The 17,789-nt window shown below is 42.6% G+C and carries 10 protein-coding genes; 7 read left to right on the forward strand and 3 right to left on the reverse strand.

Annotated features, from left to right (window positions below; genetic code table 11):
* Window position 1: 1 nt before the first annotated feature.
* Together DQN58_RS02795 and DQN58_RS02800 are read right to left on the reverse strand one after the other, a co-directional pair.
* A complete protein-coding gene (locus tag DQN58_RS02795) occupies window positions 2-6,838 on the reverse strand; it encodes a two-partner secretion domain-containing protein (protein WP_032997732.1) in 6,837 nt (2,278 codons plus the stop codon).
* Window positions 6,839-6,917: 79 nt separating this feature from the next.
* Window positions 6,918-8,690, reverse strand: coding sequence for a ShlB/FhaC/HecB family hemolysin secretion/activation protein (locus DQN58_RS02800; RefSeq protein ID WP_050540569.1), 1,773 nt, complete (start codon window positions 8,688-8,690; stop codon window positions 6,918-6,920).
* 246 nt (window positions 8,691-8,936) lie between these two features.
* Between DQN58_RS02800 and envC the strand changes: the two genes are divergently transcribed.
* The gene (gene envC, locus DQN58_RS02805; protein ID WP_390879309.1) at window positions 8,937-10,154 is read left to right on the forward strand and encodes a murein hydrolase activator EnvC; all 1,218 of its coding nucleotides are present in this window, start codon (window positions 8,937-8,939) and stop codon (window positions 10,152-10,154) included.
* Window positions 10,151-10,978, forward strand: coding sequence for a divergent polysaccharide deacetylase family protein (locus DQN58_RS02810; protein WP_005715659.1), 828 nt, complete (start codon window positions 10,151-10,153; stop codon window positions 10,976-10,978). The genes envC and DQN58_RS02810 overlap by 4 nt, the downstream gene beginning before the upstream one ends.
* A gap of 13 nt (window positions 10,979-10,991) precedes the next feature.
* Here DQN58_RS02810 and DQN58_RS02815 read toward each other — a convergent pair whose 3' ends face one another.
* Window positions 10,992-11,723 carry an ATP-binding protein gene (locus tag DQN58_RS02815; protein ID WP_269148708.1) on the reverse strand — a complete coding sequence of 244 codons (732 nt, stop codon included), beginning with the start codon at window positions 11,721-11,723 and terminating at the stop codon, window positions 10,992-10,994.
* Between the two features lie 106 nt (window positions 11,724-11,829).
* Between DQN58_RS02815 and DQN58_RS02820 the strand changes: the two genes are divergently transcribed.
* From DQN58_RS02820 to DQN58_RS02840, 5 genes are read left to right on the forward strand one after another with little or no spacing between them, the layout of a single operon-like run.
* Window positions 11,830-12,492, forward strand: a complete 663-nt coding sequence (locus DQN58_RS02820; RefSeq protein WP_005715662.1) for a heteromeric transposase endonuclease subunit TnsA — start codon at window positions 11,830-11,832, stop codon at window positions 12,490-12,492.
* Window positions 12,485-14,404, forward strand: a complete 1,920-nt coding sequence (locus DQN58_RS02825) for a Mu transposase C-terminal domain-containing protein (RefSeq protein WP_005715664.1) — start codon at window positions 12,485-12,487, stop codon at window positions 14,402-14,404. The genes DQN58_RS02820 and DQN58_RS02825 overlap by 8 nt, the downstream gene beginning before the upstream one ends.
* Window positions 14,404-15,297: a TniB family NTP-binding protein gene (locus tag DQN58_RS02830; protein ID WP_005715666.1), complete on the forward strand. Its 894-nt coding sequence runs from the start codon at window positions 14,404-14,406 to the stop codon at window positions 15,295-15,297. The genes DQN58_RS02825 and DQN58_RS02830 overlap by 1 nt, the downstream gene beginning before the upstream one ends.
* Window positions 15,255-16,373: a TniQ family protein gene (locus tag DQN58_RS02835; protein ID WP_005715668.1), complete on the forward strand. Its 1,119-nt coding sequence runs from the start codon at window positions 15,255-15,257 to the stop codon at window positions 16,371-16,373. The genes DQN58_RS02830 and DQN58_RS02835 overlap by 43 nt, the downstream gene beginning before the upstream one ends.
* Window positions 16,334-17,785 carry a polysaccharide deacetylase family protein gene (locus DQN58_RS02840; protein WP_032997734.1) on the forward strand — a complete coding sequence of 484 codons (1,452 nt, stop codon included), beginning with the start codon at window positions 16,334-16,336 and terminating at the stop codon, window positions 17,783-17,785. Before DQN58_RS02835 ends, DQN58_RS02840 begins: the two co-directional genes overlap by 40 nt.
* Window positions 17,786-17,789: the final 4 nt, after the last annotated feature.

Genomic DNA, 17,789 nt, shown 5'->3' on the forward strand with positions numbered 1-17,789 from the left:
ATTACTCCTTATCAAAAGAATTGAATTTTCTATTAAAATCTAAAGGATAAATGTTTTTTATAATTTCCTCTGTTTTTATCCATTTATCGTCTTTATCCCTAAGTTTATAAATATATTTCAAGTTATTTATATTCTGATTAGCCTCTGAATGCGCTTGACCAAATGACAAACCCTCCACCTGTTTAGCATTCGGATTATTCCCAATAAATAGCCCACCTAATCCAGAGTAGACCACATCTCCTTTCACTCCGTGATATTCGGTATTGACGCTTCCAAACAATTGTTTCGCTTGTTTATCTACTCCCTCTGATGGATAGGAGCCTCCTAAATGCAAGAAATTCACTTTTGTATTGTCATACCGATTTCCTACATATTCCGACCAATTCAGCATATTTTTATTCCCTGAAACGCCTAGACTATGCGCCACATTATTCGCACTTATCGCCTCTTTTCCTTGGGCGATTCTATGTGCATTATATTCATTTAGTTTTTTAGTAATTTGAGCATGATCTCTTGTGGCATTTGAGGCACCAAATACACTTGGCAAATTTGCCCACGCCCTAAAACGCTCAAATCCTGTGAAGATAAACTCATTGAGATAGTTAGTACTACCTCGATTTAAAATAACAGCCGTTTCATCAATCGACGATAAGTCTTTATCATATAAAATCGCACTCGATACTTTATCTTCTCTCTTTAAATTTAACATCCCCGCTGTTGCAACTTTACTGAGTAATTGTGCTTGTTCATCTGTAAGGAGGTCATTGCTATAAATAATACGTTTTAATGCTTGTGAATTATCGGTTTCAAAATCTAAACAGTTTATATGATTACAATTTTCTGTTTTCTTTTGAATGGAAAATACGGAATCTTCATTTTTTTCCATTTGATAATAGATTTCATCACCCACACTATTAACATTTTCCATAAATTTTGTCGCCACGCTTAAATTACGTTCTAAGTCGGACTTGATCGATTCAATATCCGCTTTAGCTAATTTTTGATGACGATTTTCCTGATTTAAGGCTTTAATCGTTTCATTAATAGATTTTCCAGTTAATTGCTCTTGCGCTTCCTTGTCTCTAATTATGAGATTTTTGGTGTTAATTGAACTTGTTGTAACGCCATGTTCATTATCTTTGTCACTTACTTGTCCGAAAAGTCCGCTAATGAGCCCTTTTGCTACGCCCCAGTTCCCTTGAGAGCCAATGCCGGCGATTCCTCCGGTTTCCACTTTTCCGCTTCCATCAGCGTTATTTTTGCCGATTTTTTGCAATTCGACACCACCGATTTCTTTTGGCGCATTTCCACCACCTATGGTAACACTTCCTCCAACACCAAATCCTTTCGCATTGTGGTTAGAGTAATTTTCGATATCTGAATGTGTAATTGTTCCTGTACTAAAACGATTTTTCCCTTCGTTTTCTGCTGTCTGAGTTGAGGTAACGAGAGCACCTTTTAAATTAGAATGTTTCTCCACATTCACATCATAGCCATCATCACCTGCATAGATGCCCGCCTGTTCATTCACACTCGCATGATCAGCATTGATTTTCGATTTACTGAAACTACCGCCTGCGGCAAAACCATAGCCTACCGTCACACTACCACTTACATTCGTTTGTTTGCCATCATAGCTAGATTTATCTTGCAAACTTTTGATATTCAAGTTTTCGGCATTGACTTCAACGCGTTTACCTTTTACTTGGCTCCCAATAAGGTTTGTATCACCACCGCTTTGTATTGTGGTTTGGCTGTTGGCGTCACCCACGTGGCTTGCCACATAAGAGGTTTCATCGCTATTACCATAGCCTTTACCTCGGTTTCCTCCCACGGTAATCCCGGCGGCAACGCCATTCCCAAACTTCACAGCCACTCCCACGTTAAAGCCGCTTGATTTATTGGTGCTGCGTTCTTTGTGTGTTTGTTCGGCAGCCGTGATGTTGATGTCATTGTCAGCCCCCAAGAAGGTCCCTTGTTTACCGGAGACATCCGAACCATTAATGGTGATGTTGGATGCTTTGCCTGCCCCTGTGGCAACAATATTCACTTTGCCGCCTGCATTCACTTGTGCTGTAGCCGCCGTTTTGCCTTCGGTATGCGTTTTCGATTCGCTTTTTTGTTGGCCGTAAGTGATTTGAATTCCCACCATAGAATCCATTCCTTCGCTACCATTCATGACGTTGCTTAAGGCATTTTGTGCTTGACCGACAGCTTGTCCTGCACGATAAGCGTCAAATCCGGTATTAACCGCAGACATCGCATTAATTCGATTATTCTTACTGTTGCCTGTTTGTTGCGCGCTTTTGATAGTGCTTTGTACAGCTTGTAATGCAGATAAAATAGGGGAGGTAATCGCAATCGTTAACCCTTTTTGTTCGAAGGTTTGTTTCATATTGCTTTCGTATTTATCATCCGCTGCTTTAATGGTAGCTTGTTGGGCAAGAATATCAACATTGCCTTTGGCGCTACTGACCGCACTTGCGGTTTGAGTGTAGCGGTTTTCAGCAATGAATCGGGTGTCGTGATTGAGGCTACCGACTTGGCTACCGGAGGCGTAAAGTCTGGTTTGGTCGGTTTCCAGAGTTTGTTTTTGGCTACCAAAGGTGACACCAATGCCACCGCCAAGCATGCCTGATTTTTTCTTGCTGTAAAAATCTTCTGAATATACGCGGTTCTCTGCTTCTCTAATATCAATATTTTTTCCTTGTGCGGTGAATCCATTTTCTGCCACAAGGTTGCTTCCTTGCACTTTAATATTGCCATTATTGGATTGAAGGTGAATTTTATCAGCATCGATCATGGAAGCTTCAGCAAGGTCATAATCATGACGGTGTTTGGCGGTGATCGTTTTTTTGCTAACCAAACCGCGATCGGTTGTTTTTATTGCACTATTTAAGTGTTCTTTCACCCGTCCTTCGTGAATATCGATATTGCCTTGTGCTGCAATGGTCGTTTCAGCGTCAGAATGTAGTTGATTTCCTGTGACGGTGATGTTTTGACCGGCAATATACTGTGCATTTCCTTTGACTTGAATTTGATTACCGATTTGGTTTTCTTGATCCAATAAATAATAGTTATCCGCATTCATACGGTAATGTTCTTTGTTAATACGACTCACCGTACCGAGCTCTAAATCGCCCTTTGCATAAAATGCAGCATCACCGGCAATATTGGCACGGATTCCTTTTACCACAATATTTTCATCGGCATGAACCTGAAGTTTGCCGTTCTTGTCGGTGAGATTAAGTTCAGCCGCTTTGCTAATGTCTTTTTTATAAAAGTCACCGGTATCTTTTGTTTCGGATAACTTGCTTTCAAAGCGAAGGTTTTTCGCATGGGCAGCCAGATTATCTTTTGCTTCAAAGGTTCCCCCTAGATTTAAAAGCTCATTCTCTGCACTAAGAGAAAGGTGATTTGCCTGTAATCGTCCTTCGTTGTTTTTGATATTTTGGGCAGTTATGGAGAGAGAGCTATTGCCTAAAATCGTGCCTGAATTGTCGACCTGATTCATACCGCGAATAATGACCTGATGGGCAGAAATCAGGCTTCCTTCTCCATTAATTTTGCTGTTTCTACGAGAAAGGTAAACTTTCGGCGCGAGAACATTGATTTTCTCACCGTTAGGTAATTGTGTTTCGCGTTTTTCAAACCAAACTAAATCACTTGTTAGTTCCTTCATTTGCGCTGCCGTGAGCGCCACGCCCGGGGTTAAATTCCACTTCTTGGCATAATACAGGCCGTTATCCATTAAAGCTTTATATTGTTCATAATCAGATGTATAGCCCTCTAAAAAGCGGCGTCCTGTGAGTTGATTGATTTGTTCGTTAATGAGACGTTGCTCATAGAATCCATCCCCTAGGCGTTTAAGCATATTTTGTGGATCAGCACGCAGTGCATGGAACATATAATCGCTACTTAGCCATTGTCGTTTATCGGCGAAACGCGGATCGGTTTCAACAATATAGTGGCTATCGGCATGAGGATTAATTTTATACAAACTTTGATTTGGTAAACGTAGCGTGTTTTCAACGGGGCTTATTACGTTTGCCGGCGTGTGTGCTGCAACGGAGGTATTGTCACTTTCTTTTCTGACCGCTTCCGGATCGCCAATGTGGTTTTTAACCACATTAAAGTTAAAGTGTTCTGTCGGATGGGCGACTTCATAATGCTTATGGTCTGTGTCTTTATGCCCATGGGATTTCTTTAGTCCACGACTACGATAGTGAACCCATTTAAAAACTGAGCCTTTATCAAGACGATCAATGTTGCCGATCACATCTTCATTAATTAAGGTGGCACTGCCCTCTGAAAGGGTTTGATGGGACAGATTTTGTGTGATCGATTGTTCACCGAGAATCAAGCTCTTGCCGACCAGCAGTTTGCTGTATTGGTTTTTGAGATGATCACCGATTAAAGTAAGATGACCGCCAATCAGTATTTTTCCCGGTGTTTGAACATCAATTTTGGATGTTTTGGTTGTTCTGTTATAGCGCCAGCCAATCCAGTCATTTTGATATTGCGTTGGGCGACCATCATAAAATTGAAACCACGCTTCTGAGCGTTTTTTATTCCAAGCAAAAATACCGTCTTTATCTACCGTAAAACGCTGACTGTCAGTTGTTTTTGCAACTTGGTGAAAATATTCGCGAGATTCGTTGATGCCTAATTTGAGGTGTAAATCCGTATTGAGTAATGTAGTGGTATTGATTTTTCCATCGCCCATTGCTTCAATGATGCCACTGCCGTTAATGATCTCTTTGGCACGCCCGACCGCTTCGCCGTTTTCCGATAATGTTCCTCCGATGTGTAAATCACCCAGGCTAAAAATGAAACTTTGATCAAGGTTTTTCAGCGTATTGATGCCAAAATCAAGGCGTTTTCGTGCAGCGATAGTGGCTGATGAACCCCCTTCCTTGGCATTCGTTAAATGAGTGGCGGCAAAAGAAAGTTGATCGCCATAAATACGTCCTGTGCCGATATTATTTAGGCTTTCCCCTTCAATTCGTGTAGTTTCGCCATCGATGAGTCCTCGGTTAGTGAAAAGTGCGGTGGAAATTTGCGTTGTTTTTGAGGAAATCTCTGCTGCTTGGGTGTTTTCTATTTCGGTGGCGTGAATATTGACGCGATGGCCAATGTTTAATTTGCTTTTATTGGTGAATTTCCCCTCAGTAGTGAAACGTAAATCACCGTTGACCTGAAAGGCGTTATTAAGCTCAATACCGTCTGTTAAGGCAATGTCTGCATTACCTGTAGTACTGATGTTTCCTTCATTTTGTAATGTTTTGGCGGTTAACGTTACGTGTTTTCCGGCATGTATTTTCCCTTCCGCGTTATTCATATTCGCGTGGGATTTATCGCCATAAATGTCTAATTGCTCGGCGGAGAGAATATCGCCTTGTCGATTATCTAATGTGCTTGTGACATTCAATGTTCCGCGTTGGGTTGCATAAATACCGCCAGACTGGTTGTTAATCTGTTGTGCGGTTAGGGTAACTTGAGCCGCTTGTATCCCTTGGGTCGGATTTGTCGTGTTCTTTGTGCCTCGATTATCCAAGGTATTAGCCTGAACAAGGATGTTATTTGTAGCGACAATGAGTGAGCCTTCCTCGGAGACCTTACGATTATCGACATGAGCCGCATCGATTTGAATTTGTTTACCAGCTAAGGTGCCTTGGCGGTTATCTAGGTTTTTTGACTTCAGATGTTGCTTTTCTTTTGTGTGAATAGTGCCGCGATTTTCAATGTTTTCACTTGATTGAAGCTGGATATTCCCTTGTGCACCGATAAACCCTTGGTTCACAACATGACCTTTGGCATCAATGACGACTTCGCCGGCAGACGCCCCAATGTGCCCGGCATGGTTGACGCCAAGTCCTTGCTCAGTGCCGATTAAGTGAATTTTTTCTGCATACATCCCACCGAGATGGGTCACATCTAATGCAAAGTGCGGTGGATTTTCTGACTGTTTTTCTTTCTCGGTAGTATGAATGATTTGCATGCTATCGTTGTTTTTCGTGACCCGATTTTTACCTGTGGTGACATTGACTTCCCGTTTGCTCCAAATACCAGCATTGATTTCCGCACTGCGGCTAATGATGTCCGTGTAGTCTGTTTGGCTGTTGTCGAGACCTTTTCCCTCTACGGTGACTTTGCCTTTCTCAACCTTGAAACTGTCTAGCGAACCATGATGAATTTCCGGCTTTCCGGTGGTAAAGGTGGCACGTTCCGCATTCATGATGCCACAGCCCTGACAATGAATGCCGTTTGGGTTGGCAATAATGACATCCGCTTTTCTCCCGGCGACCTCAACATACCCTTTCAGTTGGCTAGGATGATTGGAATTGACTTCATTCAGAATCACCTTGGCTTCACCACCGGCGAGATAAGGGTTACCTTGAATCCAACCGCCCTGTTGGGTCTGCGTATTTTTCCGACTGTTATTTAAGATAGCTCCTTGCGTATCGATGTCAAAATGGCTGTAACGGTTATGGGATAGTCCTTGAGCATTCGGTGTTTGAATGTTGACTTGAGGTAACCCGTTAGCGGTTTGTAAAACAACCGGGTGTTGATTTGCCGCTGCCGTCGAATCGGCTTGAATCATCAATGTCTCGGCGTACGCTGATGGTGAGACAAGAGAAACGAATCCAAGAGCACAAAAGACGGCGAACGTCAGGGATTGCAGTGAAGGATAAAATGAAAAACACGCCGAAGATTGACCGCACTTGAGATAGTCTCTTTCTGTGTTCCCTGCGGTCGTCATTTTCGCTAATTCGGAGGTGACGATAAAACGTTGTAAGGTTTTGCTAAAAAGGACGCGATAGCGATGTTTGTTCATAATATATCCTTGTGGTTTATTCGATTAATTTTATGGGGGGGCAATGCATTGGGTTGTCATGTTTCCGTGATCGCACAGACTAAAACGCGAGGTTTAAATTGAAGCCCAATACCTTGCTTTTATGTTGAAATCCTTGGGGTACATGGAGTGCTTTGCCGGCGAAAACGTCGTAACTCAATGCCTTCCAGCCGCCACGCAGACCGATACCGGAACCAACCATTGAGCGCCCCAGTAATTCATCGGTTGATCTACCTCGCACAACGCCTTTATCCAGGGTGAGATAAAGTTGTTGACCGCTTTGGGCGATATGCCATGCCAATTCATTACGCCATACCCAACCGCGTTCGCCGGAGAGAGTTAATTCGCCGTCGGTTCCACGTACCGTATAACGTCCGCCAATACTGAACCGATCTTGCATGACCAACGGGGTTCGATTCCATTGCGCACGCCAGAGCGAGTTGAAATGGAAAGATTGTGTTGCCCATTGGAAAGGATGGGTGAGTTCTATTTCTGTGGTGAGGATTTTCATGCGTGATGACCCTTCATTAAAGCGTTCTTCCGGATGACGTTTAGCATGATAGGCGCCGGTTCCGCGCTTAAAGTTTGCGTTAAATGCCAAGGTGGAATGGTTCCAATTAAAACGATGGGTTAATCCCACTTCCCAGCCGGCGGTTCGCTTACGCTGAATGTCGATTTCTGCCTTATTGATGGCGTTGGAAGATTGTCTTCCCCAAAGGGAAAATGCGAGCTGGGTTTTGTGTTGCATGTGACGAAATAGCACACGGGAAAGACTGATTTTGCGCGTTTCACTGCGGCCGGAATAGCGCACTTTCGCCCCATAGGCTGCGGCAACTTGTTGGTGATATTGATTCACGTTATGGGAGGCGCTTAATTGCCAATAACGAAATGGAACAGAATAAGAAAAGTGCACGTTTTGACTGCGTCTAGGGCCCTTTTCATCTGAACCTAACCAACTTGGGCGTTTCATGGTGTGCGTAAATCCGGCGTAAAATAAGTCGTTCGCCGTGAACAGATTATCTAAAGAAAGAGTGGCTGAACCCTGTAATCGACCGGTTGCCGTCGAACCGGCATCATCCAAGCCGAGCGCTAGTCGAAACGGAAAACGTTGTGCGTATTGCACCCATAAATCACTTTCACCGGGGAGCGCATCATTTTCTTGGACGGGAAGAAGTTCCAGCTTGGCATCTGCCGTCGGCAGGCGTTTAAGATTTTCTAAGGATTGTTCTATGTCGCGCAGATTTAAAATGTCACCTTGTTGTGGCACGAGTGCCGTCCAGGCAGTGAGTGGTGTTAATTTTTTGACCGCACTTTGGTCTTCAAATAAAACATGGCGTAGTCTGCCGGGAATCACGGTGAGTACCAATTTTCCATCGTTGAGGTCTTGTTCGGTGATGACGACACGTGTAGTGATATAGCCTTTTTCAATGATGTTGTTTTGCATTTGTCTCATGAGGCTGTTGAGCCCTTGTGTGCCGAAACAATGAGGCAAGGTTAGTGCTAGGCCGTCTTTGGCTTGGTGATAAGCCCATTGAAATTGGCTTGGAAGATGCGCCTTATCGGAAGAGGGCGTGTTGATATAATCGTTTATTTCAATTTGCGTAATGGGAAAGCAGGGCTGTTCCGCCTGTGGCAAGGTCCATTTTTCCGCTGTCGGTTTAGCAAGATGAATGGTGTTGTCGGTACGGCGCTGTATTTCACGTTCTTTTTCCGCTTGTTGTTGGCGTTGTTGCTGTTGCGCATCTAGATTGGCGCTGAAATGATGATCGGCATAGCTTGCTTGGGCGCAGATAAAGCCAATAAAAAGAAAGCGTGATTGATAAATAATGCGCATTGTATGATTCCCCATGTAAAAAATGTCAGGAAAATAGGGAATCTTGGATAGCAACTCAATTTCATTAGCGTATTTTTGCGAGCCGGATCGCGATGATGAAAAATTATCGTAAAAATAATTTGGGTTTTTAAACGGGAGAAATCAGGTCCGGTGCAAATTAGTGGTATATTTGTGCGGCGTTACAAGAAAGGAATAATTATGGTTATGCAGTATCAAATGAATAAGTCACTACTTCGGGCTAAAAACATGTTAAGCAGGCAAAAAATGGGTCTGATTTTCACCGCACTTTTGTTCTGTACGCCCCTTTCTTTTGCAGCACCTAACGAGGATTTATCAAAAATTCATCAGCAAATTCAACAACAAAAACAGAAAATTGAGCAGCAAAAACGGGAACAGCAGAAACTACAGAGCACATTAAAAACTCAAGAAAATCAGATTAATTCGGTGATCGGGCAATTACGTCAAACGGAATCGGATTTAAAAGAAATTCGCAAAAATATCAGCGATACCGATAGACAAATCAAACAGTTACAAAAACAAGAAAAAGAACAAAAAGCAAAATTGGCGAAGCAGTTGGATTCTGCTTATCGTTCAGGCACGAACCCATCAGTGGTGGAGCGGATGTTGTCCGATAAAGGGCAAAATGCAGAACGCATGAAAGCGTATTATGAGCATTTGAATCAAGTTCGGATGGGGTTAATTGAGGAGCTGAAGAATACGCAGGAGCAGCTGGCAAAACAAAAAGCCGCCATTGCAGAACAACATAAAACGCAACAAGCGCAACTTGCCGGACAGAAAAAACAGCAGCAAGAATTGCAAAAAGTGCAGAAGGAACGGCAAAGCACATTGAACCAACTGAATCAAAACTTAACGCGTGATGAAAATAAATTAGAAGCGCTGAAAGCGAACGAAAATGCCTTGCGCCAAGAAATCCAGCGTGCGGAACAAGTGGCGCGTCAGCAAGAACAACGTGAGCGTGAGGCGTTAGCGCAGAAAAAACAGGCGGAAGAAACGAAAAATCACAAGCCTTATCAGCTAACAGCGCAAGAGCGACAACTGTTGAACAGCACTGCCGGATTAGGCACACCGAAAAAACAATATGGTTTTCCGGTGGCGGGCAAAGTCGTGAACAGTTTTGGTTCAACTCAAATGGGCGAGTTGCGTTGGAAGGGGATCGTGATTGCGGCGGGCGCCGGTACACCGGTGAAAGCCATTGCTGATGGGCGGGTGATTCTCGCCAACTGGTTGCAAGGTTACGGCTTAATGGTGATCGTGAAACATGGTGAGAGCGATTTAAGTTTGTATGGCTATAACCAATCGGTTGCCGTGAAAGAAGGGCAGCTCGTGAAAGCCGGCCAAAAAATCGGTGAAGTGGGCAATAGCGGCGGCCAATCGAAAAGCGGATTGTATTTTGAGATTCGTCGCAAAGGTGTGGCAGTGAATCCGTTAGGTTGGTTGCGATGACCTTGGTGATCAGAAAAACGTTGTTGTTGGCGACCGCACTTTTGGCGGCGCCCTTTGCCTATTCTGCTAAATTGGCCATTGTCATTGACGATTTAGGGTATCATGCGAAAGAAGATGCTCAGATTTTGGCAATGCCAAAAGCCGTGTCGGTGGCGATTATTCCGGCTGCACCTTACGCCAAACAACGGAATCAACAGGCGTTCCAACAAGGGCGCGATATTCTGATTCATATGCCCATGGAAACGCAGTCTAAAATGAAAATTGAAGACGGTGGGTTGCATTTGGGCATGTCGCAAGGGGAGGTGAATCACCGCGTTCAAACGGCTCACAATATTGTTTCCAATGCCATTGGGATGAACAATCATATGGGCAGCGCCGCCACGGCAGATGGGCCGTTAATGACCAAATTAATGACCGCACTTCGTGAGCGTCATTTGTCTTTCCTCGATAGCCGCACTATTGGTCGCAGTGTGGCGGGTAAAATGGCAAAAGAACAAGGTGTACGCACGTTAGATCGGCATATCTTTTTAGATGATAGCGATGCGTTTGCCGATGTGCAACGACAATTTCAAGCTGCCGTACAATATGCGCAGAAACACGGCATCGCCATTGCCATCGGGCATCCGCGAAAAAATACCATTGCCGTCTTGCAAGCGGGTATCGCTAATTTGCCGGCGGACGTGCAGCTTGTTTCTATGGGCAGTTTGTGGCGAAACGAAAAAGTCGCCCCGCCGAAACCTTTTATGTTTCTCTTTAGCGAAATGCCTGCCCCCACCTCCACTCCACCTTATACCGCAGTGCCATTGTTGCGTGGTGTGCCTTAGTCTTGTCGTTTAGTTACACAGATGCTTTAGAGAGCTTCTGTAACAGTCTATCCATCGCACGATAGCCAAGAGCTTCTGCTAAGTGTCGCTGGTGAATTTGCTTTTCCCCTTCTAAATCCGCAATGGTACGGGAAACCTTGAGTATGCGGTGGTATGCCCGTACAGACAGTCCGAGTTTGGTCAGCGCATTTTCTAAAAATAGCGCATCTTTTTCCTCTAGTTTGCAATCCCGTTCAATTTCTTTGCTGGTTAAATGGGCGTTAATTTTGCCGGCACGTTGAAGCTGAATAGCGCGTGTTTTTAAGACTTTTTCTCTCACCATTGCACTGGATTCACCACGGTCACCGCTATTTTGCAGACTCCCTTGCGGCAACAACGGCACTTCAATAGATAAATCGAAACGATCTAAAAAGGGGCCGGACAGACGATTTAAATAGCGCATGATTTGTTGTGGTGACGTGCGGTTATGTGTGCCTTGATAATGCCCTGTGGGGCTTGGGTTCATGGCGGCAATCAGCTGAAATCTTGCCGGAAATTGAATCTTGGCATTAGCGCGGGAAATGATGATTTCACCGCTTTCTAACGGCTGGCGGAGCGCGTCTAATACCTTGCGTTCGAATTCCGGCAGTTCATCCAAAAACAACACGCCATTGTGTGCTAGGGAGATTTCCCCGGGTTTTGGAATCGAACCGCTGTCAAAGTTACAAATAAGTGGCATGATTGATAATACATGGCACGGTAGAATAAGGCTTTAGCCTATTTTTTACCTCAAAAAGATACTATTTAATGGCGTTATTTACACAAATAGCTGTCAAAATACTTAAAAAGAAATAAATAAATGTCAAATTATTATGAAAAAAGAACATACATTTAAACAAGTCCGTAAGATTAAATCTACACGCCTTAGCGTATCGGGTTTACTCCCTTTTAAAGATGGAGTAAGCATTCCTTATGAATCTACGCTTGAGCGAGATTTCCTGCTTTATTTCACTTACCTACCATTAGTAGAGGAAATCATTGCTCAACCTGCACGCATACTGTTTGTAAAAAATGGTATGACTTACCCTTACACGCCCGATTATTTGATTCGTTTCAATGACGGACGGCGTTCACTTTTAGTCGAAGTCAAACCCAAATCAAAATGGCAGGAACATTGGCGTGATTGGAAAGAAAAATGGAAAGCGGCAATGGCATTTTGTAAAAAAAATGAGTGCATCTTCCATATTTATGATGAAGATAAAATTCGTCACCTTGCATTATTCAACATTAACGTTGTTCAACGTTATAAGCGATTACAATGCGATCTTGAAGATATTGAAGCGGTACTTAATCAAGTTAAATTGCACGGCAGTATCACAATAGATTTCCTCCTTTCTCGCCTTTTTACTGGCTCACTCTATCGAGTAAAAGGATTGCAGATTATTTATCACTTATTAGCTACCAAGCAACTGACTTGCAACTGGTTTGAGCCATTATCTGAATTTACTGAAGTTTGGGGGTATTCAAATGACTAAGGGATTTATTCATCCACGCTATCACGGTCGATTAGAGCGTGGTCGTCTCATTTTGCAAAAAGGCAATGTTTATGTAAACCGCGAAGATGGTGAACAATATGAATTGATTGAGTATTTAGATGAAGATGCACAAGTAATGATCCGAAATCTTCATACTCGCCAAAGTAAGATTGCCAGTATTCATCAGCTTGAGAATTTGAAAGTAAATGAACGCGAAGATGTTTCGGTTGATTTAAGCGCCATCAGCGATGAATACTGGGAAAAAGCGTTAGAAAAATACGAAATGATTAAGCCGTTGCTTAATTATGAGCAACATTGCCCTGCTTCTGTAAAGGAACGTGCAAAAGAGGTGGGGGTGAGCGATCGAAGTTTATATCGTTGGATCCAAGCGTACAACTCTCTCGGCTCTATCGCTGGTTTAGTAAGTCGCAAGCGTGGCTGGGGGGAAGGTAATTCGCGTTTAAGCAAAGAACAAGATGAGTTGGTGACAGCAGTTATCAATGAGTTTTATCTACATAAACAACGCCCAACGATTGAGCAGACGATCCGTGAAGTGCAGCGTGTCGCCAGTCAAAAAGGGCTTGATAGCCCAAGCCGCCGCACAATCCGACAACGTATTTTGCGTATTTCAGAAGAAGAAAGATTGCGTAAACGCGGGCAGAAAGAGAAAGCGAAAAATAAATTTACGCCGAAGCCAAATAGTTTCCCGAACGTAGATTTTCCTTTAAGTGTTATTCAAATCGACCATACGCCTGTTGATTTAATTATTGTAGATAACCAGTATCGTAAGCCGATTGGCAGACCTTACCTAACATTGGCAATGGATGTATATAGCCGAATGATTACTGGATACTATCTATCACTTGATGCACCGTCGGTAACATCGGTTGCAATGTGTATTGCTCGCAGCATTTTGCCGAAAGAACGCCTATTACTAGATCATAATGTGAAAGGTGAATGGGGGGTGTTTGGTTATCCAAATAAAATCCATGTTGATAACGGTGCAGATTTCCGCTCGCTTGATTTATCAAAATCTTGTGAGGCACACGGCATAGCCCTTGAGTTCCGTCCTGTTGGCCGTCCTGAATTTGGCGGACACATTGAGCGTGTGATCGGTACGTTTATGAAAGAAGTTCACGGTTTGAGTGGTACAACATTCTCGAACACGAAAGAGAAAGATACTTATCAATCGGAAGCTGAAGCCGTGATGACCTTAGATGAATTTGAAACATGGCTGGTTAACTACATTGTAAACGTGTATCACAAACGGACTCACTCTGCTTTAGGTATGTCGCCTGTTCAAAAATGGAAATTAGGGATTTTGGGTGATAAAGATCACGTTGGTTGTGGTTATCCGCAACTGCCTGTTGATGAACAAACAGTGTTACTTGATTTCTTGCCAAGTGAAAAACGGACTATTCAGCATAATGGCGTAACGATTGATGGTTTACGTTACTATGATGTGGCACTTAATATGTACATTAACGATTCCGATGAAAGCGGTAAGAGCAAGGAATTTTTATTCCGTCGAGATCCTCGTAATATCGGCAGGATTTGGTTCTATGATCCGAAGTTGAAATGTTATTTCCCGATTCCGTTTGCCGACCAGTCTTTACCTGATATGAGTATTTGGGAATACAAACAGGTTCGTCAGTTCTTGAAAGATAAAGATGAAAAACTCATTCACTCGCAGCAGATCCACGATGCATTAACTGAAATGCGTGAATTGGTTGAACAGTCTGCACTGCGGACGAAGAAAGCTCGGAGACTGGCTCAACGGCAGAAAGTCCACGCGAAAAGTAAGGTAGTGATCCCAACAAGTTTACCCGAAAGCAAACCAACAGAAACAGTCAAAACACCTGCTTCTAACTTGCTTTTAGATAATGAGTTCACGTTTGGAGATATTGAATAATGGAAAAACAATATGAGTATGTTCACGAAAAATTCCGTCATTTAGTGACTGCAAGCAATCAGGAACGGATTGAGTTTTTAGATAAACCACGTTGGGTAGGTTATGCTGTTGCGAATCGAATTATTGAGAATTTAGTTTCCTTAATGAATAAGCCGAAACGCCCTCGTATGTTCAATTTGTTGGTAGTCGGTGATTCTAACAATGGGAAAACTACGCTTATTCGACACTTTTATGATTTGTACGGCATACCTTTCGTGGACAGCCAGTCGGACGGCATACGCCCCATTATTTTGGCAGAAGCACCGCCGAGTGCAAATGAAAAAGAGCTTTATATCTCGTTACTGGAGCGTTTTTATGTTCCATATCGACCAACGGATAGCGTAGCTAAATTGCGTTATCAGACGATTCACTTATTCCGTGAGTACAAGGTGAAAATGCTGATTATTGACGAATTTCATTCATTGCTTGTAGGTACACCGCGTTTGCAGCGCCAAGTGATGAATGCGATTAAGATGCTATGTAATGAGTTGCAGATTCCGATTGTAGGCGTAGGCACAAAAGATGCAATTCGTGTTTTACACACCGATCCGCAGCACGCCAGTCGCTTTGATGTTGCTGAATTGCCAACATGGAAATTGGATAAGGATTTTCAAAAGCTACTCTTCCAATTTCAAGGTATTTTGCCATTGAAGAAATGTTCTAATCTACAATCGCCAGAGTTAGCCACAAAAATCCATACAATTTCAGGTGGTAACTTAGGCAATGTACATCGCTTATTAACGGCGTGTGCCGTTGAAGCGATTACAACAGGAACAGAGCAAATTACATTAGACATTATCGAGCGTAATTCATGGGTACAACCAACGCAGGGCTTACGAAAAATTATCGGGTAAAATCAGGGATTATCCGAACGCCACTTTATCCGAATGAAAGCATCAGTTCGTGGTTTATTCGTGCTGCCTTAGATTGTGGTACAGAGCCGATTACATTTACAGGATTTTATTGGGATAAGTGGCGATTATGGACCTATGATCTAGATAGAGGGTTTGAACCGATAACACCACAGATTTATGAAGATATTACAGCGTTATCACTTAATCAGCAGGTAAACTTAGCCAGTCATTCGCTTTATTCCGTGTTGAAACCAATTAACGGAGAAAACACGCTTATTAAAGGTCAGGCTAAATGGGTAATTTCGAGAGGTTCGCGTAATCGTACTTTTCGTGTCGGTCAATCTTATTGCCCTTGTTGCTTAGAGGAAACGCCTTATTTGCGTAATGAATGGCGTTTTGCGTGGCATTTTGGTTGTTTGAAACATCAAGTTTTACTTGAATCTAAATGTCCTTGTTGTGGCGAACTGTATCAACCGCATTTGCTTTCGGCTGAGAAACGACAACTAAACTACTGTCATCAGTGCGGTGAGAAATTACAGGTCGTTACAACACCGCTTAATGAAGCAGAAATCGCAACGATGGAAACACTTGATAACGTGTTTACGACTAATTCAGGTGAATGTTTTGGAAAACGTATGGATGGGCAAATATACTTTGCTATATTACGTTACTTCATCAATCTTATTCGGCGTGCAGCGGTCGCAAAATCCACTCACGCTTTTGCAAGATTTGTGGAAGAATGTGGTATTTCACAAGCGGAAATATACCAAACCAAAACCGCCCTTGCGTTTGAACAACTTCCTATTGAAGAACGTAAAAATTTACTGGTAAACGCGATTAAAATCCTAAATTTATCAAGTAAGGATTTCATTCAAGCTACTCAACACAGCGGTATAACACAAAAAGCGTTTGCCTTTGAAAACTATCCTACGGAGCTTGATGCACTCTTTAAATATGCACCCGAAGGCAAAATCGTAAGACGTAAAGCGATAACCAATAAACCTAAAACTGATTCTGTTTTAAGTCTAAACCGTCAATGGGAACGCTTGAAACGACAGTTAAAAATCGCAACATGAAAATCACTAAGATCCGCCCTCAAAAGAGAAATAGTTGCTCTATTTGTGGCAAAGCTCAAGTAACACGCAAGTTCCAAGAGGAATATTATTGCGCGAATTGCTACGCCCAATGGTTTAAGAAAAAGACTTGTAAGCGATGCGGACAACTCAAGCGTATTCACCGCGAGGGCGAACTTTGTCTTGAGTGCGAAAAATTAACGGATTGTGTACGCTGTGGTAAAGAAGCAGGTACATTTGAAATAGGCATGATAAGTCGTTACAGTGCGGTGTGTAGTTCTTGCACTCGTTATTTCCGAGAGGAAATAGAATGTTCAGAATGTGGTAAAATGACACGCGATAGATACCGTTCACCAGTAACGAATAAATCGGTCTGTTTGCAGTGTTATCGCCGATATACCTTTGCTACTTGTAAGAATTGTCGCCGTTATCGTAAGGTTCACAACCAAGAGAAACAGTTATGTAAGAAATGTGATGAACAGTTACTTTCAACTTGCCCAAAATGCAAAGGTGAAATGCCGTCTGGTTACGGTAATGTTTGCCCTGATTGTGCAAGACGAGCCCTATTATTCAATATGATTCGCCTGAATGGACATATTTTGCGTAATAAGGCGGTTAAAACCGCCTACAAGAAATTCATTTTCTGGTATATGCGAAAATGTGGTATTAGTGTCGCCTTGCATAAAGGCTCAGATTTTATGCGGTTCTTCATTGATTGTGATGAAATTTGGCAACAAATTCCCGACTATTCAGAGCTAGTCACGCACTTTAAACCGAATGGATTACGCGCCAATTTAACCGTATTACGCTGGTTGCTTGATACGAATCAAATCGTTATTGATGAAGCCTTGAAAGATGATTTAGCCGAATTAGAACGTATTCAAACCCTCTTTAATAAATTAAAAGAGTCTGTACCTTGTATCGCAAGTTATTATCAGAAATTGCAACGACGATATAACGAAGGGAAAACTTCACTTAAATCAGTACGATTAGCCTTACAGCCTGCGATAGACCTAATCAGCACTAACGAGATTACGGATTACCCGACACAAGACCAACTAAACCAGTATCTTGTGGAAAAATCAGGGCAAATAGCTGCGATAACTGGCTTTATCAATCATTTGAAATCGGATTATTGCCAGGAATTAGAAATTAATCGTAAGCTGATTCAACAAATCAAAGCTAAACGGCTTAAAAAACATTGTTCTCAGCGATTAATTCAACTCTATAAACAAGCTTATTTAACTGAAAAAGAACAAATGGAGCTAGTTTCCGTTGTGTTATATAGTTTACACAACATTACAATTAAAATGCCAAAACGAAAGAACATCATCAAAATTGATCAAGTTGCCTATTATCGTTACGAAAATAGGGATTATTTTTTACCACAGGACATTTATAAGCATATAACCTAGAGTT

This window comes from Aggregatibacter segnis ATCC 33393, from assembly GCF_900476035.1.
Taxonomy (GTDB): domain Bacteria; phylum Pseudomonadota; class Gammaproteobacteria; order Enterobacterales; family Pasteurellaceae; genus Aggregatibacter; species Aggregatibacter segnis.